General features: G+C 43.8%; 19 protein-coding genes. 14 read left to right on the top strand and 5 right to left on the bottom strand.

The window, feature by feature from the left end; translation table 11 throughout:
- Positions 1 to 7 precede the first annotated feature (7 nt).
- From GTU69_RS08130 to GTU69_RS08105, 6 genes are all read left to right on the top strand, one after another.
- Complete coding sequence (locus GTU69_RS08130) at positions 8 to 1585, top strand: TerC family protein (protein WP_086195153.1); 1578 nt, start codon at positions 8 to 10, stop codon at positions 1583 to 1585.
- A gap of 92 nt (positions 1586 to 1677) precedes the next feature.
- A complete protein-coding gene (locus GTU69_RS08125) occupies positions 1678 to 2148 on the top strand; it encodes a YchJ family protein (protein ID WP_166169637.1) in 471 nt (156 codons plus the stop codon).
- A gap of 60 nt (positions 2149 to 2208) precedes the next feature.
- Positions 2209 to 2853, top strand: a complete 645-nt coding sequence (locus GTU69_RS08120) for a trimeric intracellular cation channel family protein (protein ID WP_086195155.1) — start codon at positions 2209 to 2211, stop codon at positions 2851 to 2853.
- A gap of 135 nt (positions 2854 to 2988) precedes the next feature.
- Entirely contained in the window at positions 2989 to 4308 is a 1320-nt protein-coding gene (locus GTU69_RS08115) for an MFS transporter (protein WP_166169635.1), read from the top strand.
- Positions 4309 to 4472: 164 nt separating this feature from the next.
- The gene (gene parC, locus GTU69_RS08110; protein ID WP_166169633.1) at positions 4473 to 6692 is read left to right on the top strand and encodes a DNA topoisomerase IV subunit A; all 2220 of its coding nucleotides are present in this window, start codon (positions 4473 to 4475) and stop codon (positions 6690 to 6692) included.
- 148 nt (positions 6693 to 6840) lie between these two features.
- On the top strand, positions 6841 to 8517 hold the full coding sequence (locus GTU69_RS08105; RefSeq protein ID WP_166169631.1) for an AMP-binding protein: 1677 nt from the start codon (positions 6841 to 6843) through the stop codon (positions 8515 to 8517).
- 51 nt (positions 8518 to 8568) lie between these two features.
- Here GTU69_RS08105 and GTU69_RS08100 read toward each other — a convergent pair whose 3' ends face one another.
- Positions 8569 to 8949 carry a hypothetical protein gene (locus GTU69_RS08100; RefSeq protein WP_086195159.1) on the bottom strand — a complete coding sequence of 127 codons (381 nt, stop codon included), beginning with the start codon at positions 8947 to 8949 and terminating at the stop codon, positions 8569 to 8571.
- 105 nt (positions 8950 to 9054) lie between these two features.
- On the opposite strand from GTU69_RS08100, the gene GTU69_RS08095 reads away from it, so the two are divergent.
- Together GTU69_RS08095 and ppa are read left to right on the top strand one after the other, a co-directional pair.
- Positions 9055 to 9456 carry an MAPEG family protein gene (locus tag GTU69_RS08095; protein WP_166169629.1) on the top strand — a complete coding sequence of 134 codons (402 nt, stop codon included), beginning with the start codon at positions 9055 to 9057 and terminating at the stop codon, positions 9454 to 9456.
- A gap of 124 nt (positions 9457 to 9580) precedes the next feature.
- Positions 9581 to 10117, top strand: coding sequence for an inorganic diphosphatase (ppa, locus tag GTU69_RS08090; RefSeq protein ID WP_005233448.1), 537 nt, complete (start codon positions 9581 to 9583; stop codon positions 10115 to 10117).
- A 92-nt stretch (positions 10118 to 10209) separates the two neighbouring features.
- Here ppa and GTU69_RS08085 read toward each other — a convergent pair whose 3' ends face one another.
- Entirely contained in the window at positions 10210 to 11508 is a 1299-nt protein-coding gene (locus GTU69_RS08085; RefSeq protein ID WP_166169627.1) for an OprD family outer membrane porin, read from the bottom strand.
- 1373 nt (positions 11509 to 12881) lie between these two features.
- Here GTU69_RS08085 and GTU69_RS08080 point away from each other — a divergent pair.
- On the top strand, positions 12882 to 13643 hold the full coding sequence (locus tag GTU69_RS08080) for a TorF family putative porin (RefSeq protein ID WP_166169625.1): 762 nt from the start codon (positions 12882 to 12884) through the stop codon (positions 13641 to 13643).
- A gap of 102 nt (positions 13644 to 13745) precedes the next feature.
- Here GTU69_RS08080 and GTU69_RS08075 read toward each other — a convergent pair whose 3' ends face one another.
- The 3 genes from GTU69_RS08075 to GTU69_RS08065 form a co-directional block, all read right to left on the bottom strand.
- On the bottom strand, positions 13746 to 13922 hold the full coding sequence (locus GTU69_RS08075) for a hypothetical protein (RefSeq protein ID WP_166169623.1): 177 nt from the start codon (positions 13920 to 13922) through the stop codon (positions 13746 to 13748).
- Between the two features lie 6 nt (positions 13923 to 13928).
- A complete protein-coding gene (locus GTU69_RS08070) occupies positions 13929 to 15416 on the bottom strand; it encodes a YifB family Mg chelatase-like AAA ATPase (protein WP_166169621.1) in 1488 nt (495 codons plus the stop codon).
- 68 nt (positions 15417 to 15484) lie between these two features.
- A complete protein-coding gene (locus GTU69_RS08065; RefSeq protein ID WP_166169619.1) occupies positions 15485 to 15712 on the bottom strand; it encodes an accessory factor UbiK family protein in 228 nt (75 codons plus the stop codon).
- A gap of 279 nt (positions 15713 to 15991) precedes the next feature.
- On the opposite strand from GTU69_RS08065, the gene glnK reads away from it, so the two are divergent.
- From glnK to GTU69_RS08040, 5 genes are all read left to right on the top strand, one after another.
- Positions 15992 to 16330: a P-II family nitrogen regulator gene (glnK, locus tag GTU69_RS08060; protein ID WP_086174160.1), complete on the top strand. Its 339-nt coding sequence runs from the start codon at positions 15992 to 15994 to the stop codon at positions 16328 to 16330.
- Positions 16331 to 16388: 58 nt separating this feature from the next.
- Positions 16389 to 17798, top strand: a complete 1410-nt coding sequence (locus tag GTU69_RS08055) for an ammonium transporter (protein WP_166169617.1) — start codon at positions 16389 to 16391, stop codon at positions 17796 to 17798.
- A 138-nt stretch (positions 17799 to 17936) separates the two neighbouring features.
- Entirely contained in the window at positions 17937 to 18395 is a 459-nt protein-coding gene (gene nrdR / locus GTU69_RS08050) for a transcriptional regulator NrdR (protein WP_086174158.1), read from the top strand.
- Positions 18396 to 18420: 25 nt separating this feature from the next.
- Positions 18421 to 19524 carry a bifunctional diaminohydroxyphosphoribosylaminopyrimidine deaminase/5-amino-6-(5-phosphoribosylamino)uracil reductase RibD gene (gene ribD / locus GTU69_RS08045; RefSeq protein WP_166169615.1) on the top strand — a complete coding sequence of 368 codons (1104 nt, stop codon included), beginning with the start codon at positions 18421 to 18423 and terminating at the stop codon, positions 19522 to 19524.
- Positions 19521 to 20813, top strand: a complete 1293-nt coding sequence (locus GTU69_RS08040; RefSeq protein ID WP_166169613.1) for a DNA adenine methylase — start codon at positions 19521 to 19523, stop codon at positions 20811 to 20813. Before ribD ends, GTU69_RS08040 begins: the two co-directional genes overlap by 4 nt.
- Positions 20814 to 20822 lie beyond the last annotated feature (9 nt).

Below are 20822 nucleotides of genomic sequence, written 5' to 3'. Positions count from 1 at the left end.
ATATCCAATGATCTTGGAATGGATGTCAGATCCATCAGCATGGATTGGACTGGCAACTTTAGTGGTTCTAGAAATTGTACTGGGTATCGACAACCTGGTTTTTATCGCCATTTTGGCGGAAAAACTGCCCCCAGAACAGCGTAATGCAGGCCGTATCGTCGGCTTGATTATGGCTTTGTGTATGCGGTTGATTTTACTTGCATCTATTGCCTGGGTGGTGACCTTGACCCAGCCACTGTTCCATGTTCTGGATCATCCTTTTTCCGGCCGTGACCTGATTCTGCTGTTTGGTGGTGTCTTCCTGTTATTTAAAGGCACCATGGAATTACATGAGCGCATAGAAGGCGCTCAGCCGCAGAAAGAAGAAAACCCGGTGCATGCCGCATTCTGGATGGTGATCGTTCAGATTGTGGTACTGGATGCCGTATTCTCTCTGGATAGCGTGATTACCGCAGTCGGCATGGTCAAAGACCTGTCGGTGATGATGATTGCAGTGGTGATTGCAGTCGGCATCATGCTGTGGGCATCTAAACCACTAATGACCTTTGTCAACAGACATCCGACCGTGGTGATTCTGTGCCTCGGCTTTCTGATGATGATCGGCTTTTCACTGATTGTTGAAGGCTTTGGTTTCCATATTCCTAAAGGCTATTTATACGCGGCGATTGGTTTCTCTGTGGTGGTGGAATTTATCAACCAGACCATGCGCCGTAATCAGGAGCGCATGGTGACCACGACAGACCTGCGTTACCGTACTGCTTCTGCCGTTATGCGTATGCTCGGGGGGAAAAGTGAATCGCAAAACAATGAAGCCGAAGATGTGCTGGCGACCCGTGCCTTTGCCGATGAAGTCTTTAATGAAGAGAACGGAGTTTACCACAGTGTGCTGGTGCAAGGTGTGCTGGGGCTGTCGGAACGGCCGGTGAAATCGGTGATGACGCCGCGTCCGGAACTGGAATGGATTGATCTGGATGAAGATGAAGCCTCCATTAAAGAACAGTTATTAAGCATGACCCATTCACGTTTGATTGTGGCACATGGTGAACTGGACAATATTGCCGGTATAGTGCTGACCCATAAAGTCATGAACGACTATATCGAAACCGGAAAACTGAATTTTGAAGCGCATTTACGTGAGCCGGTGATTGTGCATGAAAATGCCCAGGTGCTGATGGTGATGGAACAGTTGCGTCAGGCACCGCTGCAAATGGCAATTGTATTGAATGAATACGGTTCGATTGAAGGGCTTGCTACCCCGATTGATGTGCTTGAAGCGATTGCCGGTGAATTCCCGGATGAAGATGAATTTGAAACAGCGGCAGAAAGTCTGGAAGACGGGACTTTAATCCTGGAAGGTTCTACCGATATTCGTCATGTTTCCTTGTTGTTAAACCGTGATCTGGTAGATGAGTCTGAACAGTATTCAACCTTGTCCGGTTATATCCTGTTCCATCTGGGGCGTTTGCCGGAAAGTGGTGCCAAATTGCAGGCAGATAAACATATTTTTGAAGTGGTGACGATGAATGGCCATAAAATTGATAAGGTTCATATCATCCCCCTCAATCAAAATCAGACAGAAGATTAATTTCATCCTGCACAGCTGATCTTTATCGAGATTGAATTAAAATAGCCCGAATTGTCGGGCTATTTGATTTATTAAGTTAAGTTGGAAAAAAATTGATATCAGAAACAGAATGTCCATGTGGACAGGGGAATTATGCCCACTGTTGCCAACCCTTACATTTGGGTCAGGCCAAAGCACACACTGCAGAGCAATTGATGCGTTCACGTTATAGTGCCTTTGCCAAACAGGAAATTGACTATCTTGTTCAAACCACGGCATTAGGTCAGCAACAGGCGCTGGATGTGGCTGCGATTCGTGACTGGAGCAAGGCCAATCATTGGCTCAAGCTGGAGGTGGTGCAGGCTCAGGAAAAACTGGACAAGCACCATGCCCAGGTTGAATTTAAGGCGCATTATCATGATGGTCAGCAAGCACAGGTTCATCATGAAATTTCCCATTTTGTAAAGCATGAAGGCGCATGGTATTTCCTTGATCCGACAACCACAATGAACATTACGATGAAACAGCCGTGTATTTGCGGTTCAGGGAAAAAATTTAAGCAATGTTGTGCACAATATCTGTAATTTTCCGCTAAATTTGCCTTAGAATAGCGCGCATCAATTACCCTCAGGGGAATCAGGGCAATGTTGCTATTGGTCATCTATATTATCGCAATTACGGCTGAAGCCATGACAGGGGCACTGTCGGCAGGTCGGCGCAGTATGGACTGGTTTGGGGTAACGCTGATTGCCTGCGTGACTGCACTGGGTGGTGGCTCGGTTCGCGATGTACTGCTTGGGCACTATCCGCTGACCTGGGTGAAGCATCCGGAATATCTGGTGTTGACCTGTTGTGCAGCCTTTGTCACCATTCTGATAGCCAAATGGATGCGCCATTTACGTTCCATCTTCCTGATTCTCGATGCCCTGGGTTTAATCGGTTTTACCATCATTGGCTGCCAGATTGCCTTGCAGATGGGGCATGGTTTTGTGGTTTCCGCAGTTGCCGGTGTGTTGACTGGAGTTTCCGGCGGTATTCTGCGCGATATTTTGTGTAACGATGTGCCTTTGGTATTCCGCCGCGAACTGTATGCCAGTATTTCTTTTGTTTCCGTGATCTGTTACTGGATTTGTCAGGATATCGGTTTCTCTCTGGAAATCACTGTTATTTCCACCTTAATCTTCGGTTTTTCTTTACGCTGTATCGCCATCTATTTCGGTCTGGAAATGCCGAAATTTATTTATAAAGATGACGACGACCAGTCCGCATCCTCCAAAGATGCTTCCTAGAATATTGCCTTAATATGATGAATGACCGACGAAATGAGCGGTCATCATCTGCAAATTGGCGTATAAAAATTAATACAATTATAAATCCTGTTGGGAAAGCAGCATGCATTCTTTCACCAAATCAGAGCTCTTGTTATGGATTTAGTCTCACGTATACAACGTTTACCGATTGGTAAGTTTCACTATACCTTGCTATGGGTGATTGGTCTGGGCTGGATGTTCGATGCCATGGATACCGGATTGATTTCCTTTATTCTGGCCAAAATGGCGGAAGACTGGGCCATGACGCCGGATGATAAAAGCTGGGTGGTTTCCATTGGTTTTATTGGAATGGCCATTGGGGCAGTGTGTTCGGGAGCTCTTGCCGATCGCTGGGGGCGTAAAACGGTTTTTGCTTCAACCCTGGTGATTTATAGCCTGGCAACCGCGGCTTGTGCCTTTGCACCGAACCTCAGCTGGCTGCTGGTGTTCCGTTTTATTGTCGGGCTTGGACTGGGTGGTCAGTTACCTGTGGCGGTGACGCTGGTGAGCGAATATATTCCCGCTCATGTCCGTGGTCGCTTTATTGTGCTGCTGGAAAGTTTCTGGGGTTTGGGCTGGCTGGTGGCAGCACTGGTTTCGCGGTTTGTGATTCCTGATTTTGGCTGGCATGCTGCTTTTCTGATTGGGGGTATTCCTGCGCTGTATGCGATTGTGATCTGGAAAATGGTACCGGAATCCGTACCGTACTTAATTAATCGGGGTCGACATAAAGAAGCGCATGCTTTGGTGAAAAAAATTGAAGCGCAATGTGGCGTGGAAGTGATTGAAATTTTTGAAGTCAAACCGGTGGCCGAAAAGCATGACATTAGCTTCTCTCAACTCTGGTCCGGTATTTTTGCCCGCCGTACCCTGATGTTGTGGCTGATCTGGTTTGGTATTGTATTTTCCTACTACGGTATTTTTACCTGGCTGCCAAGTTTGCTGGTCAAAGAAGGCTATACCATTGTGAAGTCTTTTGAGTATGTATTGGTGATGATTCTGGCCCAGTTGCCGGGTTATATTGCCGCGGCATGGCTGGTGGAAAAACTGGGACGTAAGGCAACATTGGCCGGTTTCATTGCCATGTGTGCGGTCTCTGCCTACTTCTTTGGTCAAGCGGACAATGTGACCCAGATTGTGCTGTGGGGCTGTTTGATGTCCTTCTTTAACCTGGGCGCCTGGGGCGTTTTATATACTTATACCCCAGAACAGTATCCAGCCAATATCCGTGCCTTTGGTTCGGGCTGGGCCGGAGCTATTGGCCGTATTGGTGGTATTTTTGCGCCATTTGCTGTCACCCATATAATGGTGCTCGACCATGGTTTCAGCTATGTCTTTATGATGTTTACCGCCGTTTTAATTGCCGTGGCACTGATTATCCTGCTGCTGGGTGAAGAAACCAAAGGTAAAACTTTAGAGTCGATTGGTTTATAAAATTGCTGATTTTTGGGTTGATTGGCCCTTATAAAATGGATATTTTTAGTCCATAAGACACAATTTGTCGCAGAGTGTGGGTTACTGCCCTTGTGTAGTCCGTAGCTGCGACATAGCATAACAACGTAGATACAAAAACGAATTATTTAGGATTTCACGCTTTTATGACCAGCCTTGTGCATCATGCGACAGAAAATCGTTCAGTAGCCGAATTTACTGAACAAGCTTACCTTAACTATGCCATGTACGTGATTATGGACCGTGCATTGCCGCATATCAGTGACGGTTTAAAACCGGTACAGCGCCGTATTGTCTTCGCCATGAGTGAGCTGGGCTTAAAGCATAGCGGCAAACCGAAAAAATCTGCCCGTACCGTGGGTGATGTGCTGGGTAAATACCATCCGCATGGTGATTCTGCCTGTTATGAAGCCATGGTACTGATGGCACAGCCATTCAGTTACCGTTATCCTTTTATTGAAGGGCAAGGCAACTGGGGTTCACCCGATGATCCGAAATCCTTCGCGGCCATGCGTTATACCGAAGCCAAACTGTCGCAATATAGCGAAGTGTTATTGTCTGAATTGGGGCAGGGTACCTGTGATTGGCAGGACAACTTCGATGGTTCAATGAAAGAACCGGTGAATTTGCCAGCACGTGTACCGAATATCTTACTGAATGGTACTACAGGCATTGCTGTGGGGATGGCGACTGATATTCCACCGCATAACTTGCGTGAAGTGATTAAAGGTACCATCGCGCTGATCCGTAATCCAAATTTAAGCGATGAAAAAGTGGCGGAATATATTCCGGCACCCGATTTGCCGACCAAAGCCGAAATTATTACTGCCCCTGAAGAACTGCTCAAACTGCAGACCACAGGACGTGGCAGTTACCGTATGCGTGCAGTTTATAAAATAGAAAAAAATGAAATCGTGATTACCGACTTGCCGTATCAGGTGTCGGGTTCTAAAGTGATTACCCAGATTGCCGATCAGATGCAGGCGAAAAAATTGCCTTTGGTCAGTGACCTGCGTGACGAATCGGATCATCAAAATCCGACCCGTCTGGTGATTGTATTACGTTCTAACCGGATTGATGCCGAAGCAGTGATGAGTCACTTATTTGCAACGACTGATCTGGAATCCAGCTATCGCGTCAACATGAACATGATTGGTGCTGATGGCCGTCCGCAAGTGAAATCGATTCGCCGCATTTTGCTGGAATGGATCGAGATTCGTAAAAATACGGTAACGCGCCGCCTACAATACCATTTAAATAAAATTGAAAAACGTCTGCATATCCTTGCCGGCTTGATTATTGCCTACTTAAATATTGATGAAGTAATTCGGATTATTCGTGAGGAAGATCAGCCCAAACCGGTGCTGATGTCCCATTTCAATATTGATGAAATTCAGGCCGAAGCCATTTTAGAACTCAAGTTACGTCATTTGGCCAGACTTGAAGAAATGGAAATGCGCCGCGAACAGGATGAACTGGAAGCGCGTGCGGCCATTATCCGCGAGCAGCTGGCCAATCCTGAATCTTTAAAAGCATTGATTATTAATGAACTGAAAGAAGATGCGAAAAAGTTTGGCGATGACCGCCGTTCGCCTATTGTACGCCGCGCCGAAGCATTGGCCATTAATGAACAGGACATGTTGCCAGCCGATCCTGTGACTGTGGTGTTGTCTGAAGCGGGCTGGATCCGTTCAGCTAAAGGCCATGAGGTCGATGCCGAAAATCTGAATTTCCGTGCCGGTGACCAATATTTAAGCCATGCCCAAGGTAAATCCAATCAACGGGTCTATGTACTGGACGATACTGGTCGTAGTTATGCACTGGCTATTAACACTTTACCTTCGGCACGTGGCTTAGGTGAACCTTTAAGTTCTAAACTTGCACCCGCCAGCGGTGTAGGTTTCATTCAGGTGTTTATTGCCGAGGATGAAGCTGAAATTTTGGCCTTGAGTTCCAAAGGTTATGGCTTTAAAACCCAGGCGAAACAACTGGATACCAATGCCAAGGCAGGGAAGTCCTTCCTGACTGTGCCTGAAGATGGCAAAGCGATGCCACTGCAAGCAATAGAACAGGCGACTCATGTGGCCTTACTCAGTTCAGCAGGCCGTATGCTGGTTGTCGATTTGTCAGAATTACCAAGCCTGAACAAAGGTAAAGGTAATAAATTGATACAACTCGAGGCGAAAGATCAAATTGTATCTATGACAATGTTGAGTTTAAATGAAATAATTCAAGTAGTTGCTGGACAGCAACAATTAAAATTAAAAGGTGATGATCTTCAAAAATATATCGGTAAGCGAGGCACTAAAGGTCAACTCTTACCACGAGGATATCAAAAAGCAAATAGACTGTTCATTCAAAGATAAAACTAGCATCCCAGATATGAAATAGGCTATATATGGTGTAATTCGTGCAAATGGATGCTTTGTTGAACAATACAAAAGGAAAAAACCAGGTTCAGCAAAGAAAAAAATAGTTTAAAAACTAAGGATTAAGATTGGAGTGATAGGCATTATGGAAAAGATTTGGTTCGCTGAATACCAAAAGACAGGGATTCCAGAAACTGTAGAATTACCGGCTGAAAATACCTCATTGGTTGATGTGTTTGAGCGCAACTTCCAAAAATTTGGCTCACGTGACGCCTTTATTTTTATGGATAAAGTTCTCTCTTTTAATGAGTTGGAAGAAGCAAGCCGTAAATTTGCAACATATTTACAAAGTTTAGGATTGGCAAAGGGTACACGTGTGGCGGTGATGATGCCAAACGTGCTTCAATATCCTGTTGTTGCATTGGGGATTTTCCGCGCAGGTTTAGTGCTTGTAAACGTCAACCCGCTTTATACTTCTCGTGAACTTGAGCATCAGTTAAATGACTCCGGTTCTGAAGTGCTGGTTATTATTGAAAACTTTGCAACAGTTTATCAGGCAATTATTGGTAAAACCCCGGTGAAGCATGTGGTTGTTGCTTCGGTGGGTGATATGTTGGGTGCCTTAAAAGGTACATTAGTCAACTTTGTTTTACGTTCAGTGCGTAAGCAAATTCCGGCTTGGAATATTCCAGGACATATCCGTTTTAATGCAGCAATGTCTAAAGTCAGCGCAAGCAATTATAAGCGTCCAAACCTTACGCTCAGTGATACAGCCGTACTTCAATATACCGGCGGTACTACCGGTGTTTCTAAAGGTGCTGAACTGACTCACCGTAACCTGGTTGCCAACATGTTGCAGTGCGACGGTATTTTCCAAAGTAAATTTGGTGCTCAAGATGGGCAACCGGATGACCGTATTTTCTGTGCTTTGCCACTCTATCACATCTTTGCCTTCATGGTCTGTGCGTTGTACGGCATGTATAAAGGTCAGGCCAACGTGCTTATTCCAAACCCGCGTGACTTACCTGCGGTAATGAAAGAACTGCGTAAATACCAGCCATCATTCTTCCCGGCAGTGAATACCCTGTTTAATGCATTGGTGAACAATGAAGAATTTAGACAGCTGGACCATAGCAAACTGAAAATGGCGATGGGTGGCGGCATGGCAGTCCTGCCTTCTACTGCTGAAGCATGGAAGAAAATTACTGGCACCAATATTATTGAAGGTTACGGTTTATCTGAAACTTCACCTGTTGCAACAGCCAATCCACCGCAATCCACTGAATTTAGCGGTACCATTGGTATTCCATTACCGTTGACTGAAGTTGCAATTTTGGATGATGATGGTAATGAAGTGCCGCTTGGCGAACAGGGTGAAATCTCTATTCGTGGTCCACAAGTCATGAAAGGCTATTGGAACCGTCCAGATGAAACTGAAAAAGTGATGATTAACGGTTTCTTCCGTACCGGTGATATTGGGATCATGGATGATCGTGGTTATATCAAGATTGTCGATCGCAAGAAAGACATGATTCTGGTGTCGGGCTTCAACGTTTATCCTTCAGAAATTGAAGAAGTAATTTCTACGCATCCTAAAGTATTGGAAGTTGCTGCGATTGGTGTGCCGGATGAAAAATCAGGTGAAGTGCCTAAACTGTTTGTGGTGAAGAAAGATCCGTCACTCACCACAGAAGAAGTGCTTGCTTTCGCTAAAGAGAACTTAACAGGTTACAAACGCCCACGTTATGTTGAATTTATCGATGAATTACCAAAGTCCAACGTCGGTAAAATCTTACGTAAAGACTTGCGTAAAACTGCATAAATGCTGCAATAAAAAAAAGCGCCGATCACGGCGCTTTTTTATTTGGGCTTTTTAATCTTTTAACATCCATCGATCAATATAGGGACGTGCTATCCCAGTAATCCATAGAAAGGTCGTGATGCTACCGAATTGATAGATGTATCGCTGTAAATCAAATGCACCAAAGCTATATAAATTATCGAGCAAACAATAGAGTGCAACGACTGTAGTCCATATCCAAAGGGCCTGACGTTTAATTCCCACCATCCAAAGTGCGAGGATGGAAATAACAATGGTGAAAATAAGGGAAAGCCTATTAAAATTGGCACACACCACTGCAAGTAAAAATCCCGTAATAGGCAATACGATTTTGAGTACCCGATCCACTTTAAGTTGATGCTGGCGCTGCTTTTCGAGTACATCAAACATTTTTTCTTGATCAGGATTGATCATTATGGATCCTTATTGCTCATTTATAAAAACGCTATAATTTACAAAAAATATTGCGAAAACACCATGCTATGATAGGCAGCATAAAATTTTAATGAGAAAAGTGAGATGCAAAGCATTAGCGGAATAATCTATCTCATCTTAATCGCATGTTTATTGCCCTATGTTTTTACTGCAATTGCAAAAAAAACAGCCGGTTTTAAAGCACGAGATAATCAGAACCCGCGTGAATTTCTGGCTAAAACCACAGGTTTGGCCGCCCGTGCCAATGCGGTACAACAAAACAGTTTTGAAAGTTTACCCTTATTTATTGCTTCCATTTTAATGGCAGAATATATGGTGATTTCTCAAACCGTAATCATGACTTTTGGTGTTGCCTATATTGTACTCCGTGTTTTCTACGGCATCTGCTATTTAGCTAATTGGGCCACTTTGCGTTCCATTATCTGGACTTTATCCTTGCTGTGTCCGATTTGTCTGTTGCTGCTGGTGATTAAATTAACCACCTGAACCTGAAAATGTGAAAATACATATTTTCACCCAGCAGATGTATAATCGAAAAGTTATTTAATACGCAAAAACCGTTATAATCGTCGCGGTTTAAAAAAGATTTAACTTGTTAAAGAGTGATGCTATGAGCTACAGCAATATCCCAGCGGGTAAAGATGCACCAAACGACATCTATGTAATTATTGAAATTCCTGCAAATGCAGCACCAATCAAATACGAAATCGACAAAGATTCTGATGCATTATTTGTAGACCGTTTCATGGGTACTGCAATGTTCTACCCGGCAAACTACGGTTATGTGCCAAACACATTGTCACTTGATGGTGACCCACTTGACGTATTGGTTGTGACTCCACACCCAGTTGAACCAGGTTCAGTCATTCGTTGCCGTCCAGTCGGTAAATTGAACATGGAAGATGATGGTGGTGTTGATGCGAAACTGGTTGCAGTACCGCACGACAAATTAACACCGATCTATAAAGACGTTCAGGAATATACAGATCTTCCTCCATTGTTGATTAGCCAAATCGAACATTTCTTCCAACACTACAAAGACTTAGAACCAGGTAAATGGGTGAAGTTAAGTGGTTGGGAAGGTGCTGACGTTGCGAAACAAGAAGTATTGAGCTCAATTGCAGCTTATGCAGAAGCAAATAAATAATTGCTTTTCAATTTAAGTCTTTAAAATTTTAAAGCTTAAATAAAAAACCTGCACATTGTGCAGGTTTTTTTATGACTTGAAATTCGAGTGAATTAGAATAATTTCACAGGAATATCCAAGAAAATACGCCATTCGTTGGTATCACCGATGTAAGCATTTTCATAAGCATCGTTGGCACGATAAATAGAGTTACGTACACGTAAGCTTACATCTTTGGCAAAACCGCTTTGAACAGTGTATTTCACCTGGTTAAAGAATTCATTTTCTTTACCTTCGCCTGTTTTACCAGCAACATTGATGTCCCAACCATAAACATAAGCAGTAGTCCAAGTTAAGCCTGGAACCTTCATTGCACTGAAGTCATAGGTATATTGAACTTGTGCTGATTTCTCATGGTTGCCGACGAAGTCAGACAAGTAAGAGTTTGGAAGGTAGACACTTTGACCACCGTCAGCATTTTCGCCGTAATCATAACCAGTGTTGCCAGTATTTTGTTGGTAAGCCAACATTACGTTGTGCGCACCAGTATTATAAGTACCTGAAATTGCCCAAATATTGTTGCTTCTACCGGAAACATTTTTATTGCCAATTGTTGAAGAATAAGTAGCGGCTTGTTCATCAAACTCAGTGTGATAACCGCTGAAGTCATAAGTGAGTGAGCTGTCATTGGCAAGCGTTTGCTTATAATTGACATTGGCATAATGACGTTCAAGTTTGTCTTTAATATCCACGCCATAATAAGCCGTATTTAAAGCATCATTAACTTTGTATTTAGCGCCCCAAACTACTGCGCGATCTAATTTACGGCCATCTGTATTGATTTGATCTGAATACTGGTTCTTCGTGAATTTACCAGCAGTCAATTCCAGGCCATCAATTTCACGGCTAGTTGCAAGTACACCTTCAAAGTATTCAGGAACCATGCGGGCAGTATTGCTGGCCAATACCGGTAAGTCTAAAACTTGCGTACCGTATTCAACAGTTGTATTGGAAACACGTGCTTTGACACTTGCGCCGCCACGAGCCCAATGGTCATAAGCGTCCCCATTTGGATTTTCTGCAGTCGGTGCATGCTTAGGAATCATGCCATTATTCGCATTTTTGTTTTCGCCCAGTTTAAATGAAGCATCACCTACCGCATTTACACCAAAACCTACCACACCCTGGGTGAAACCAGACTCGAGTTTTACAATTGCAGATTGTGCAGCAGAGCTTTGATCTTTCTTGCCAGGTGCTTTTTTATCACGATTGATATAACCGGTGCGGAACAATACAGAACCTTCTGCATCTTCAACAAAGCCTTTCGATTCGCTTTGCTCGCTAGCATATACAGTTGAAATTAAGGCAGCTTGAATTAAAACTGCTAAGGTAAGTTTTTTAGCTTTTTGCATTGGGAGAGAGCCTTATACAAAATGGGAGAAGAAATTGGCAGAATTGTATACATAATGTATCGCAAAAAAAGCTTTTTTTAATACATTTTATTTAATTAAAGTTATAACGTGTTTAAATGTAAATTATACCTTTTGGTTAATAAAATATTAAAAAATTATTATTTGTGTAAATTTTTTTACAAAACAATATGATATTTTAACTCTAAATAAATTCTGGGCTAATGCCGATGCCTCATTAAAAATTGATAGGGAGTTGTGGTTTTGAAAAATGCTATTTTAGCGTCCTAAATTTTGATATCAGGCCTAAACCATGGCTTTTATCAACCCGTGATATCAGCAGAAACACCTCTTTATAATGATTTAATTTTTTAAAAAGTAGCAAAATCAGCTGACTTTTGGCTGAAGTAATCAGATATTCTGGTCAAAAAATTAGGCTTACATGTCGATTTTTTTTGTTCAATAAATGTGCTTTAAAATGATTAAAAAATTGACCAAAAATTATAGATAAAGTTTTAATTATTGTTGTTCGGTTTATCATTAGGTAAAATATTAATCATTCCATAGTCGGAATAAATTCTGCTAGGTCCAGATAAAATTGTATTATTTTTTTGCGCGCAATAAGTTCCTGATTTATATGAGTTGAAAATACGATCTGATCATCAGCAAAAAAAGTCCATGCGATGCTTTTGTGTATAAAATGTGGGCAGTGAGATAAAAATAATGATCTTTTTTAGCTATCAGTAGGGCATAGGTACATAAAAGCTGATTTATCCTTGGTTCCGCAGCTATTGTCCAGTCTATGTCAGGACTTTTGAATAATCGTGTGCAGATCAAGATGAAGGTTTTAAACAGAACTTTGCAGGAGCTGCTCATGCTCCCGACATTTACTGCGATGCATGCTTAATATGTCAGTAAGTCAAACATGGCCAATATTGTTTGATTAAAACTGGAGAAGGTAGCAGCTGATTTTGATCCAGATTTTTGAGCCGGTGGATTGGGGTTTTAACTGGCCGATTTTAGCCAGAGAAGGAGATAGATGCATAAACAAGCGTACAGTGAATATTTTTTGTGCACTTTTTCTAGGCATTTTTAGCTCTACCTGAAAAAACAGTCTCAAAATAAGGCAGGTTGTAAATAAATATTTAAGCTGTATTAGCATGCAGACCATCTAAAAGAGAGAAAGCTGTCAATCTAGTAAAGCTCGAAAAATGACTAGGTTTTGTTTTTATTTTTAAATAATAAATTTATAAATATCAATATTTTAATATTATATTGGCGATTTATGGGCTAAAAATTACTGTGTTGTTTTTTAAACTGGCATAGCAATTGCTGATATCTCTTGAATCCATAAAAATCTGTCGGGGATCTATAAAATGCTTAAAAAATTATTTGCTGTGACCACTTTAGCTACTATGTCAGGTGCTGTATTTGCTGCAGATGCTCCTGCCTTACCTTTTGGCCTGTCTTTTAGTGGTAGTGCAGCCGTCACTACAGACTATCGTTTCCGTGGTGTGACTCAAACGGAAAATGATCCAGCCGTACAAGCAGGATTCACGCTAGCTCATGCTTCAGGGTTATATTTTGGCTTGTGGGGTTCCAATGTGAATTTTGGCAGCGGCACACCTAGCCTGGAACTGGATCCATCGCTTGGCTATGCCACCACGCTTGAAGCTTTCAGCAGCAAACCGACAGTAGATGTTGGGGTGGTGTACTATAATTATCCAAGTGCCAGCGATCTGAACTGGGCAGAATTATATGGCAAATTAGGCTTCAAAAGTGTGATTGCAGAAGGCGATAGCATTTTAACCAATCTCAATTATACCAATGACTATGCCGGTGCAGATGCAGACAGCTGGAATGTGAATGTGGGTTATTCTATTCCATTTGGTTCATCAGGTTTTGGTGGGGTCGGCGCTGTAGGCTATACCATTGTAGATGAAGACAAATATACCTTTAATGGTGATGATAATTATGTAGACTGGAAAGTGGGGGTAACGTATGGCTTTAAATCCATTTCAGGTGCCAGTGCTGAACTGGCAGCTGTAGGCACCAATATTGATACTGATGGTTTATCTGATGTTGCAGAACGTGCGGTGGATACCGGTGCGGTATTTACCCTTACCAAAACATTCTAATTGTAATTTCAAGGCATTAAAAAACCTCCAAAGCATGACTTTGGAGGTTTTTTTATAGGTCAGAATCTGATGTGCAGGCTGTTGCAGAAAATGCAGCGCGGATCAGCACTGAATTGATGCCGTGTTATGACGATCCATGTAAAAAAAGCTAGCCAAGGTATTGGCAATCAGGTATTCGCTATCATTTGAGCTGGACTGACCTTTAAATGTCTGTTTAATCATTTGGCCCATCTGCACTGCATCGACAAGACCTTCAGGATGGCGAATAAAGTTCTGCATCTAGTATTAACCCTGTTGTGCCCGATAGGACAACGCTTCGGTTAAATGCTGGCTTTGAATGTCGGTATGTTGGGTTAAATCGGCAATGCTTCGCGCGACACGTAATACCCGATGATAAGCCCGGGCAGACAGGTTTAAGCGTTGCTGGGCCATTTCCATAATTTTCTGTGCCTGCGCATCAAGGCAGGCAAACTGTTCCAGCTGTTTGGGACTTAAAGCATGATTCAGGCATTGTTGTCGCTGGATTTGTAAATTATAGGCTTGAATTACCCGTTCCCGAACCGTGTGTGAGTTTTCAACTGGTGTAGTTGCCTGTAATTCATGGGCTTGTAAAGGCGGCACATCAATATGCAGGTCAATCCGGTCTAGGAGGGGGCCTGAAATCCGGTTTTGATAACGTTTAATCGCATCTGGGGAACATTGGCAGCGGATATCCTGATTAAAAGCATAACCACAAGGGCAGGGATTCATTGCGGCAATGAGTTGAAAGTTTGCCGGAAAGGTAATTTGCCTGGAGGCACGGGAAATCACAATTTCCTTGGATTCGAGAGGTTGTCTTAAGACTTCCAAGACCTTGCGATCAAATTCAGGCAGCTCATCTAAAAATAATACGCCCAAATGAGCCAGCGTAATTTCCCCCGGTTTGGGATGTGAACCCCCACCCACCAAGGCAATTGCGGAAGCGGTATGATGTGGCGCACGAAAAGGTCGCTGCCCAAAGGGATGCGAACTATTGGCAACCGAGTAAATACTGGCTACTTCCAGATTTTCCTGCATGTCCAGAGGGGGCAAAATACTGGCCAGCCGTGAAGCCAACAGTGTTTTCCCTGTACCGGGCGGGCCTTTAAACAATAGTGAATGTCCACCAGCGGCAGCAATTTCCAAAGCCCGTCGCGGGCGCAATTGACCTTTAATATCGGCTAAATCAAATTTGTACTGATTGATTGGATTACTGCTAGGGGCTTGATATTGCTGAAGCGGATGTTGTCTGGATAAATGTTCACAGACATTTTTGAGATGGTGGGCAGCAAATACTTCAAAATTGGGCAGTTGCGAAGCATCTTGGGCATTCTGTTCCGGCAGAATCAGTTGATGTCCAGACTGTTGGCAGGCAATGGCAATACTTAAAATACCGCTGATGGGACGAAGTTGACCATCCAGGGCCAGTTCACCAATAAATTCCAGCTGATCTGTCACATTTTCAGGTAGTTGGCCTGAAGCGATTAAAATTCCTAAAGCAATGGGTAAATCCAGACGCGAGCCATCTTTGGGTAAGTCTGCAGGCGCTAAATTGATGGTGAGACGTTTGGTGGGGAATTGGAAACCACTATTAATAATGGCAGAACGTACCCGGTCTTTACTTTCCCGAACTGCTGCTTCAGGCAACCCGACAATGGTTAAAGAAGGCAAGCCCTGACTGACATGAACTTCCACCTCAATTAAAGGTGCATGAAGTCCAAGCAGACCTCGAGTGTAAATTTTAGCAAAAGACATTTATTATTGTTCCATTGTGGTGCGTTATTTTTAATCGTTTTTGGTCTTTTTATGCACTAAACAAGTGCTTATTTATTGTTCTTGATTTTAGTTTCTAAAGCTTCAACCTGTTTAAGCAGTTCATTCAAGCGCAGGTTAGCATTATTTAATGCAGTACGTTGACGTTCAATTTCTTCTTTGGAAACCAGATCCATCTTGCTGACTGCTTCATTCAGTAAGGCGCGTAAATTATGCTCAATATCTTTTTTCGGTTGATCGAGCTGTTCCATTATGGCTTGTAATAAGGTTTCAATCATTGCAGTACCCATATAAGGATGGAGAAGTGGTGCTAGTGTAACATTGCTGCTACTTGGACCATAGTCCCACTCGACCGGATATAGCTTTATTCGATGTTTAGAATCGTTAATTTTATAGTAAAAATGTCTAGTTTCTGGAATTCAGACTACATGTAAAAGGATAAAATAGGTTATAAAGAAAACTCGTGTCAAAGTTTCTATTTCCCCCAACCTTAGAATTTTTGGCACGGAATTTGAACATAAAACCTTACTGGTGAAAGAAGCCGAAGGAAAACAAACATGAAGCTCGTAACTGCAATTGTAAAACCCTTTAAATTGGATGATGTGCGTGAAGCACTCTCTGACATTGGTGTTCAAGGGATCACCGTAACTGAAGTCAAAGGCTTTGGTCGTCAAAAAGGTCATACTGAACTTTACCGTGGTGCAGAATATGTTGTTGATTTTTTGCCTAAAGTAAAAATTGAAATCGCGATTAGCGATGAAATGGTTGATTCAGTCATTGAATCGATTACCCGTGTAGCAAGCACAGGAAAAATTGGTGACGGTAAAATTTTCGTTACTAATTTAGAACAAGTCATCCGTATCCGTACCGGTGAAACAGGTGCAGATGCTGTTTAATTTGGCATGAAGTTTGCTGAGTAGCTAATAACTCACAAAACTAGGTTGGGGGATACGAATGAAAAAAATGCTTATTGCGCTGAGTTTATCTGGCGCACTTTTAGGTGGTTCTGTTGCATGGGCTGAAGAAGCACTAACAGCAGCATCCACTCCTTCTGAAAATGTCGCAGCGACTGAAACAGCTGCCTCGTCTTTAACAACAAATTCTGAATTAGCTGCGGCACCTGCTCCAGCTGAACAAACAGCAGCACCTGTCAAAGAAGAACCAAAATTAGATACAGGTGACACCTCATGGATTTTAGTGTCTACAGCACTGGTTCTATTGATGACCATTCCCGGACTTGCATTATTTTACGGCGGTATGGTTCGTAAGAAAAACGTACTTGGTACCATGGCACATAGCTTTGTTGCGGCAGCCATTGTGAGTATTACCTGGGTGGTGATTGGTTATAGCCTGGCCTTTGGCAGTGGCAATGCTTTCATTGGTAACCTGGATAAAATCATGCTATCCGGCATTACCACAGATGCCTTAACTGGAACGATTCCGGAAGTTCTGTTTGTGATTTTCCAAATGACTTTTGCCATCATTACTGTAGCTATTATTACCGGTTCGATTGCAGAACGTATGAAATTTGGAGCTTTCGTTGCATTCATTACACTTTGGAGTGTGATTGTGTACGCGCCAATTACTCACTGGGTATGGGGTGGCGGCTGGTTAGCCAATGATGGCGCATTAGACTTTGCTGGCGGCACTGTAGTTCATATCAACTCGGGTGTTGCAGGTCTGGTTGCTGCATACATGCTCGGTAAACGTATGGGCTTGGGCCGTGAATCAATGGCTCCCCATAACCTGACTTTAACCGTGGTGGGCGCAAGCCTGGTATGGGTAGGCTGGTTCGGTTTCAATGGTGGTTCTGCACTCGGTGCCAACGGTTCAGCCAGTTATGCACTTATTGCTACACAAGTTGCTGCTGCCGCTGCTGCAATCTCGTGGTTAATTACTGAAAAAGTGATTCGTGGTAAAGCTTCGGTATTGGGTGGTGCATCTGGTGCAGTTGCAGGCCTGGTGGTCATTACACCGGCAGCAGGTTTCGTGACTGTAGGCGGTGCGTTAGCTATGGGCTTGATCGGTGGTGTGGTGTGCTTCTGGGGTATTACTGCACTTAAACGTGCACTGAAAGCGGATGACTCTTTGGATGCTTTTGGTCTGCATGGTGTGGGTGGTATTGTCGGTGCAATTCTGACTGCGGTATTTGCCAGTGAATTTATTATGGGTGATAAAGTGCCGACAGACATGATGCATCAATTATGGGTGCAACTTGAAGGTGTACTGGCAACCATCGCTTACTCTGCAGTATTGACCTTTATCATTCTGAAAGTGATTGATCTGGTCATCGGTATCCGTGTTGCGAGTGATGACGAACGTATGGGTCTTGACCTGAGTCAACATGGCGAACGTGTAGAATAATATAAAAACCAATAATCAATATATTGTGTAAAACAGCCCGTCAGGGCTGTTTTTTTTCCATATCTTGCGTAAGTCTCTACAAAGGGCAGAATTTTTGCTACACTCTGAATCCGATTTGATTTGTTCAATTAAACCGCTATGCACTGTCCATTTTGCAACGCTGCAGATAGTAAAGTGATCGATTCGCGTTTGGCTGCCGAAGGCTGCCAGATTCGCAGACGTCGTGAATGTATCAGCTGTGGAGAACGTTTTACCACCTTTGAAACCTATGAAGTGGTGATGCCCCGGGTGATTAAATCTGATGGTAAGAGTGAACCGTTTGACGAAGCAAAAATGCGTCGTTCCCTGATGCATGCTTTGCAAAAAAGGCCGGTGACACAGGAACAGATTGAAACCGTACTCAGCGATATCCAATTACAGATTCGCCGTTTAGGTGAACGCGATGTAAAGTCCCGCACCATTGGCGAAATTGTGATGCAGGCTTTATTTGCCCTGGATCATGTTGCTTATGTCCGTTTTGCTTCAGTCTACCAAGACTTTCAGGATGTTGAAGCCTTCCGTCGTCAAATTGAACAGATGCAGCAGCGCGAACACTAAGATTATATTTTCCAAGAGCCATGCAATGTCCGAGTTAAAACAAGATTCTATTCAGCCAGATCAGCTCTGGATGCAACGTGCAATCGAATTGGCACGACTTGGACAATATTCCACTAAACCCAATCCTAATGTCGGCTGTGTCATCGTCAAAAATGGTCAATTGGTCGGTGAGGGCTTCCATCCGAAGGCCGGACAACCGCATGCAGAAGTATTTGCCATGCGTCAGGCCGGTGAGCAAGCCAAAGGCGCAACAGCTTATGTCACTTTGGAGCCGTGTGCGCATTATGGCCGTACACCGCCGTGTGCCAAAGGTCTGGTCGAAGCTGGAATTGCAAAAGTGATTGTGGCCTGTCCGGACCCAAATCCCTTAGTGGCGGGTAAAGGCGTGCAGATTTTAAAAGATGCCGGTATTGACGTCAGTGTTGGTATTTGCGAACAAGAAGCAGAAAAACTCAATCTGGGTTTTTTAAAAACCATGGCCACTGGCATGCCTTATGTGCGTTTAAAAGTCGCTTCTAGCCTGGATGGTCGAACTGCCATGGCATCGGGTGAATCGAAATGGATTACCGGAAGCGAGGCCCGTCAGGATGTACAGCACTGGCGTGCCATTTCCGGTGTGGTGATTACTGGCATTGAAACGGTACTTGCCGATGACTGCCAGCTGAATGTGCGTCAGCTGGATGGCATCGCAGATATCAGTACGATTGTTCAGCCCAAACGTCTGGTACTGGACCGTCAGGCGCGTTTACCTCTGACTGCAAAAATACTACAGCAGCCTGAAACAGTCATGGTGATGGGACCGTTTCGTCAGGAACTGGCCGATTTAGGCGTGTTACAATTGCCAGTACAGCCTTTAAAAGACCTGCTACAGACCTTATCTACCCAATATCAAATTTATGATGTGCTGGTGGAAGCAGGGGCAACATTATCCACGGCCTTTTTACAGGCACAGCTGGTGGATGAAATGATCAGCTATGTTGCACCGACCTTTTTAGGTCAAACCGCTCGTGCGATGTTTAATGCGGAATTCGACCGTATGGCAGAGCAACTTCGATTTAAGCTCATCGACCTGGTTCAAGTCGGGAATGATGTGCGCTTAAGGTTAATCCCTTCTCAAGAGACAGTATGAATTCAGAGTCTTCGGTTTATCATAAACGTCGTCATTCAGCACGTACTACAGATGAATACCTTTTCAACCAGCTTGTTCCGTATTTAGGCAATAAGCGCCGGTTACTGCATCTGATTTTGGAAGCGCTTGAGAGTACGGGAACCTTAAATAATCACAATGGTCGTGCGCCAATTTTTGCTGACTTTTTCGCCGGTTCCGGCGTGGTTTCGCGTCTGGCGCGACAAAATGGCTATCGGGTCATTGCCAATGACTGGGAACCCTACAGCCATGCGTTAAATAGCGCGATTTTGTCCTGTGTCGAAGCACCAGCATTTAAAGAGTTGGGCGGCTATCAAAAAGCGATTGATTATCTGAACCGTTTGCCGGAAGTCAAAGGCTGGGTGACGCATAACCTGTGTCCGCGCAATGACGAAATTTATGATCCGACCCGCGACCGTCTGTTCTTCAAACGCCGTAATGGCATGCGTATTGATGCCATCCGCCAGCAGATTGCCACCTGGCAGGCACAAGGTGCGATTGATGATGTAGAAATGTCGGCATTACTGGCTCCCTTGCTGTATTCGGCCAGTTTCGTCAGTAATACTTCTGGGGTATTTAAAAGCTTCCACCATGGCTGGGGCGGTAAAACCCAAACGGCTTTGGAACGGATTGAATCCTTACTCTGGCTGACCCCAAGCCGTTTCTGTGAAATTGGCGATCCGAAAAAACCGGCCGCGGAAATGTGGTGTGTTGATGCGCAGCATCTGGCCAATCAGATGAGTCATTTTGAGGTCGATATCGCTTATCTGGATCCGCCGTATAACCAGCATGCCTATAGCAGTAACTATCATGTATTGAATGCCTTGACGCTGTGGGATCAGGTAGATTTGCCGAGTCCAGACACCAAAGGCTTTAAAAGCGGGATTGACCGGGCATGGCGTAAAGAACGTCCGAGCCAGTACAATTCTTCCAAGCATGCCAAAGAAGCCTATGAAAAATTATTGGCAACCATTAATGCACGTTATATTCTGACCAGCTATTCGACCGATGGCAATATTGAAGCGGGCGATTTGCTGCAGGCTAACTTGAAGCGTGGTCGCGTCACCTTGCTGACCCAAGATGTACCGCGCTACCGGGTGAGCAAGCAGCGCCAGTCAGAACGTGCACGTGTGTTAGAGTTTATTGTGATTACCGATACCCATGCCAAATCGGGGCCGCCATTACGCCAACTCTTGGGTCAGCTGTATCATTTTGCTGAACTTGGCGGTGTAGATACGACTGGTGTAAGTACACAACTGGCATTGTGGTAAAACAACGAC

Origin of the sequence: Acinetobacter sp. SA01 (assembly GCF_011319235.1) — a bacterium.
Taxonomy (GTDB): domain Bacteria; phylum Pseudomonadota; class Gammaproteobacteria; order Pseudomonadales; family Moraxellaceae; genus Acinetobacter.
This window is presented reverse-complemented; position numbering and strand designations above follow the sequence as displayed.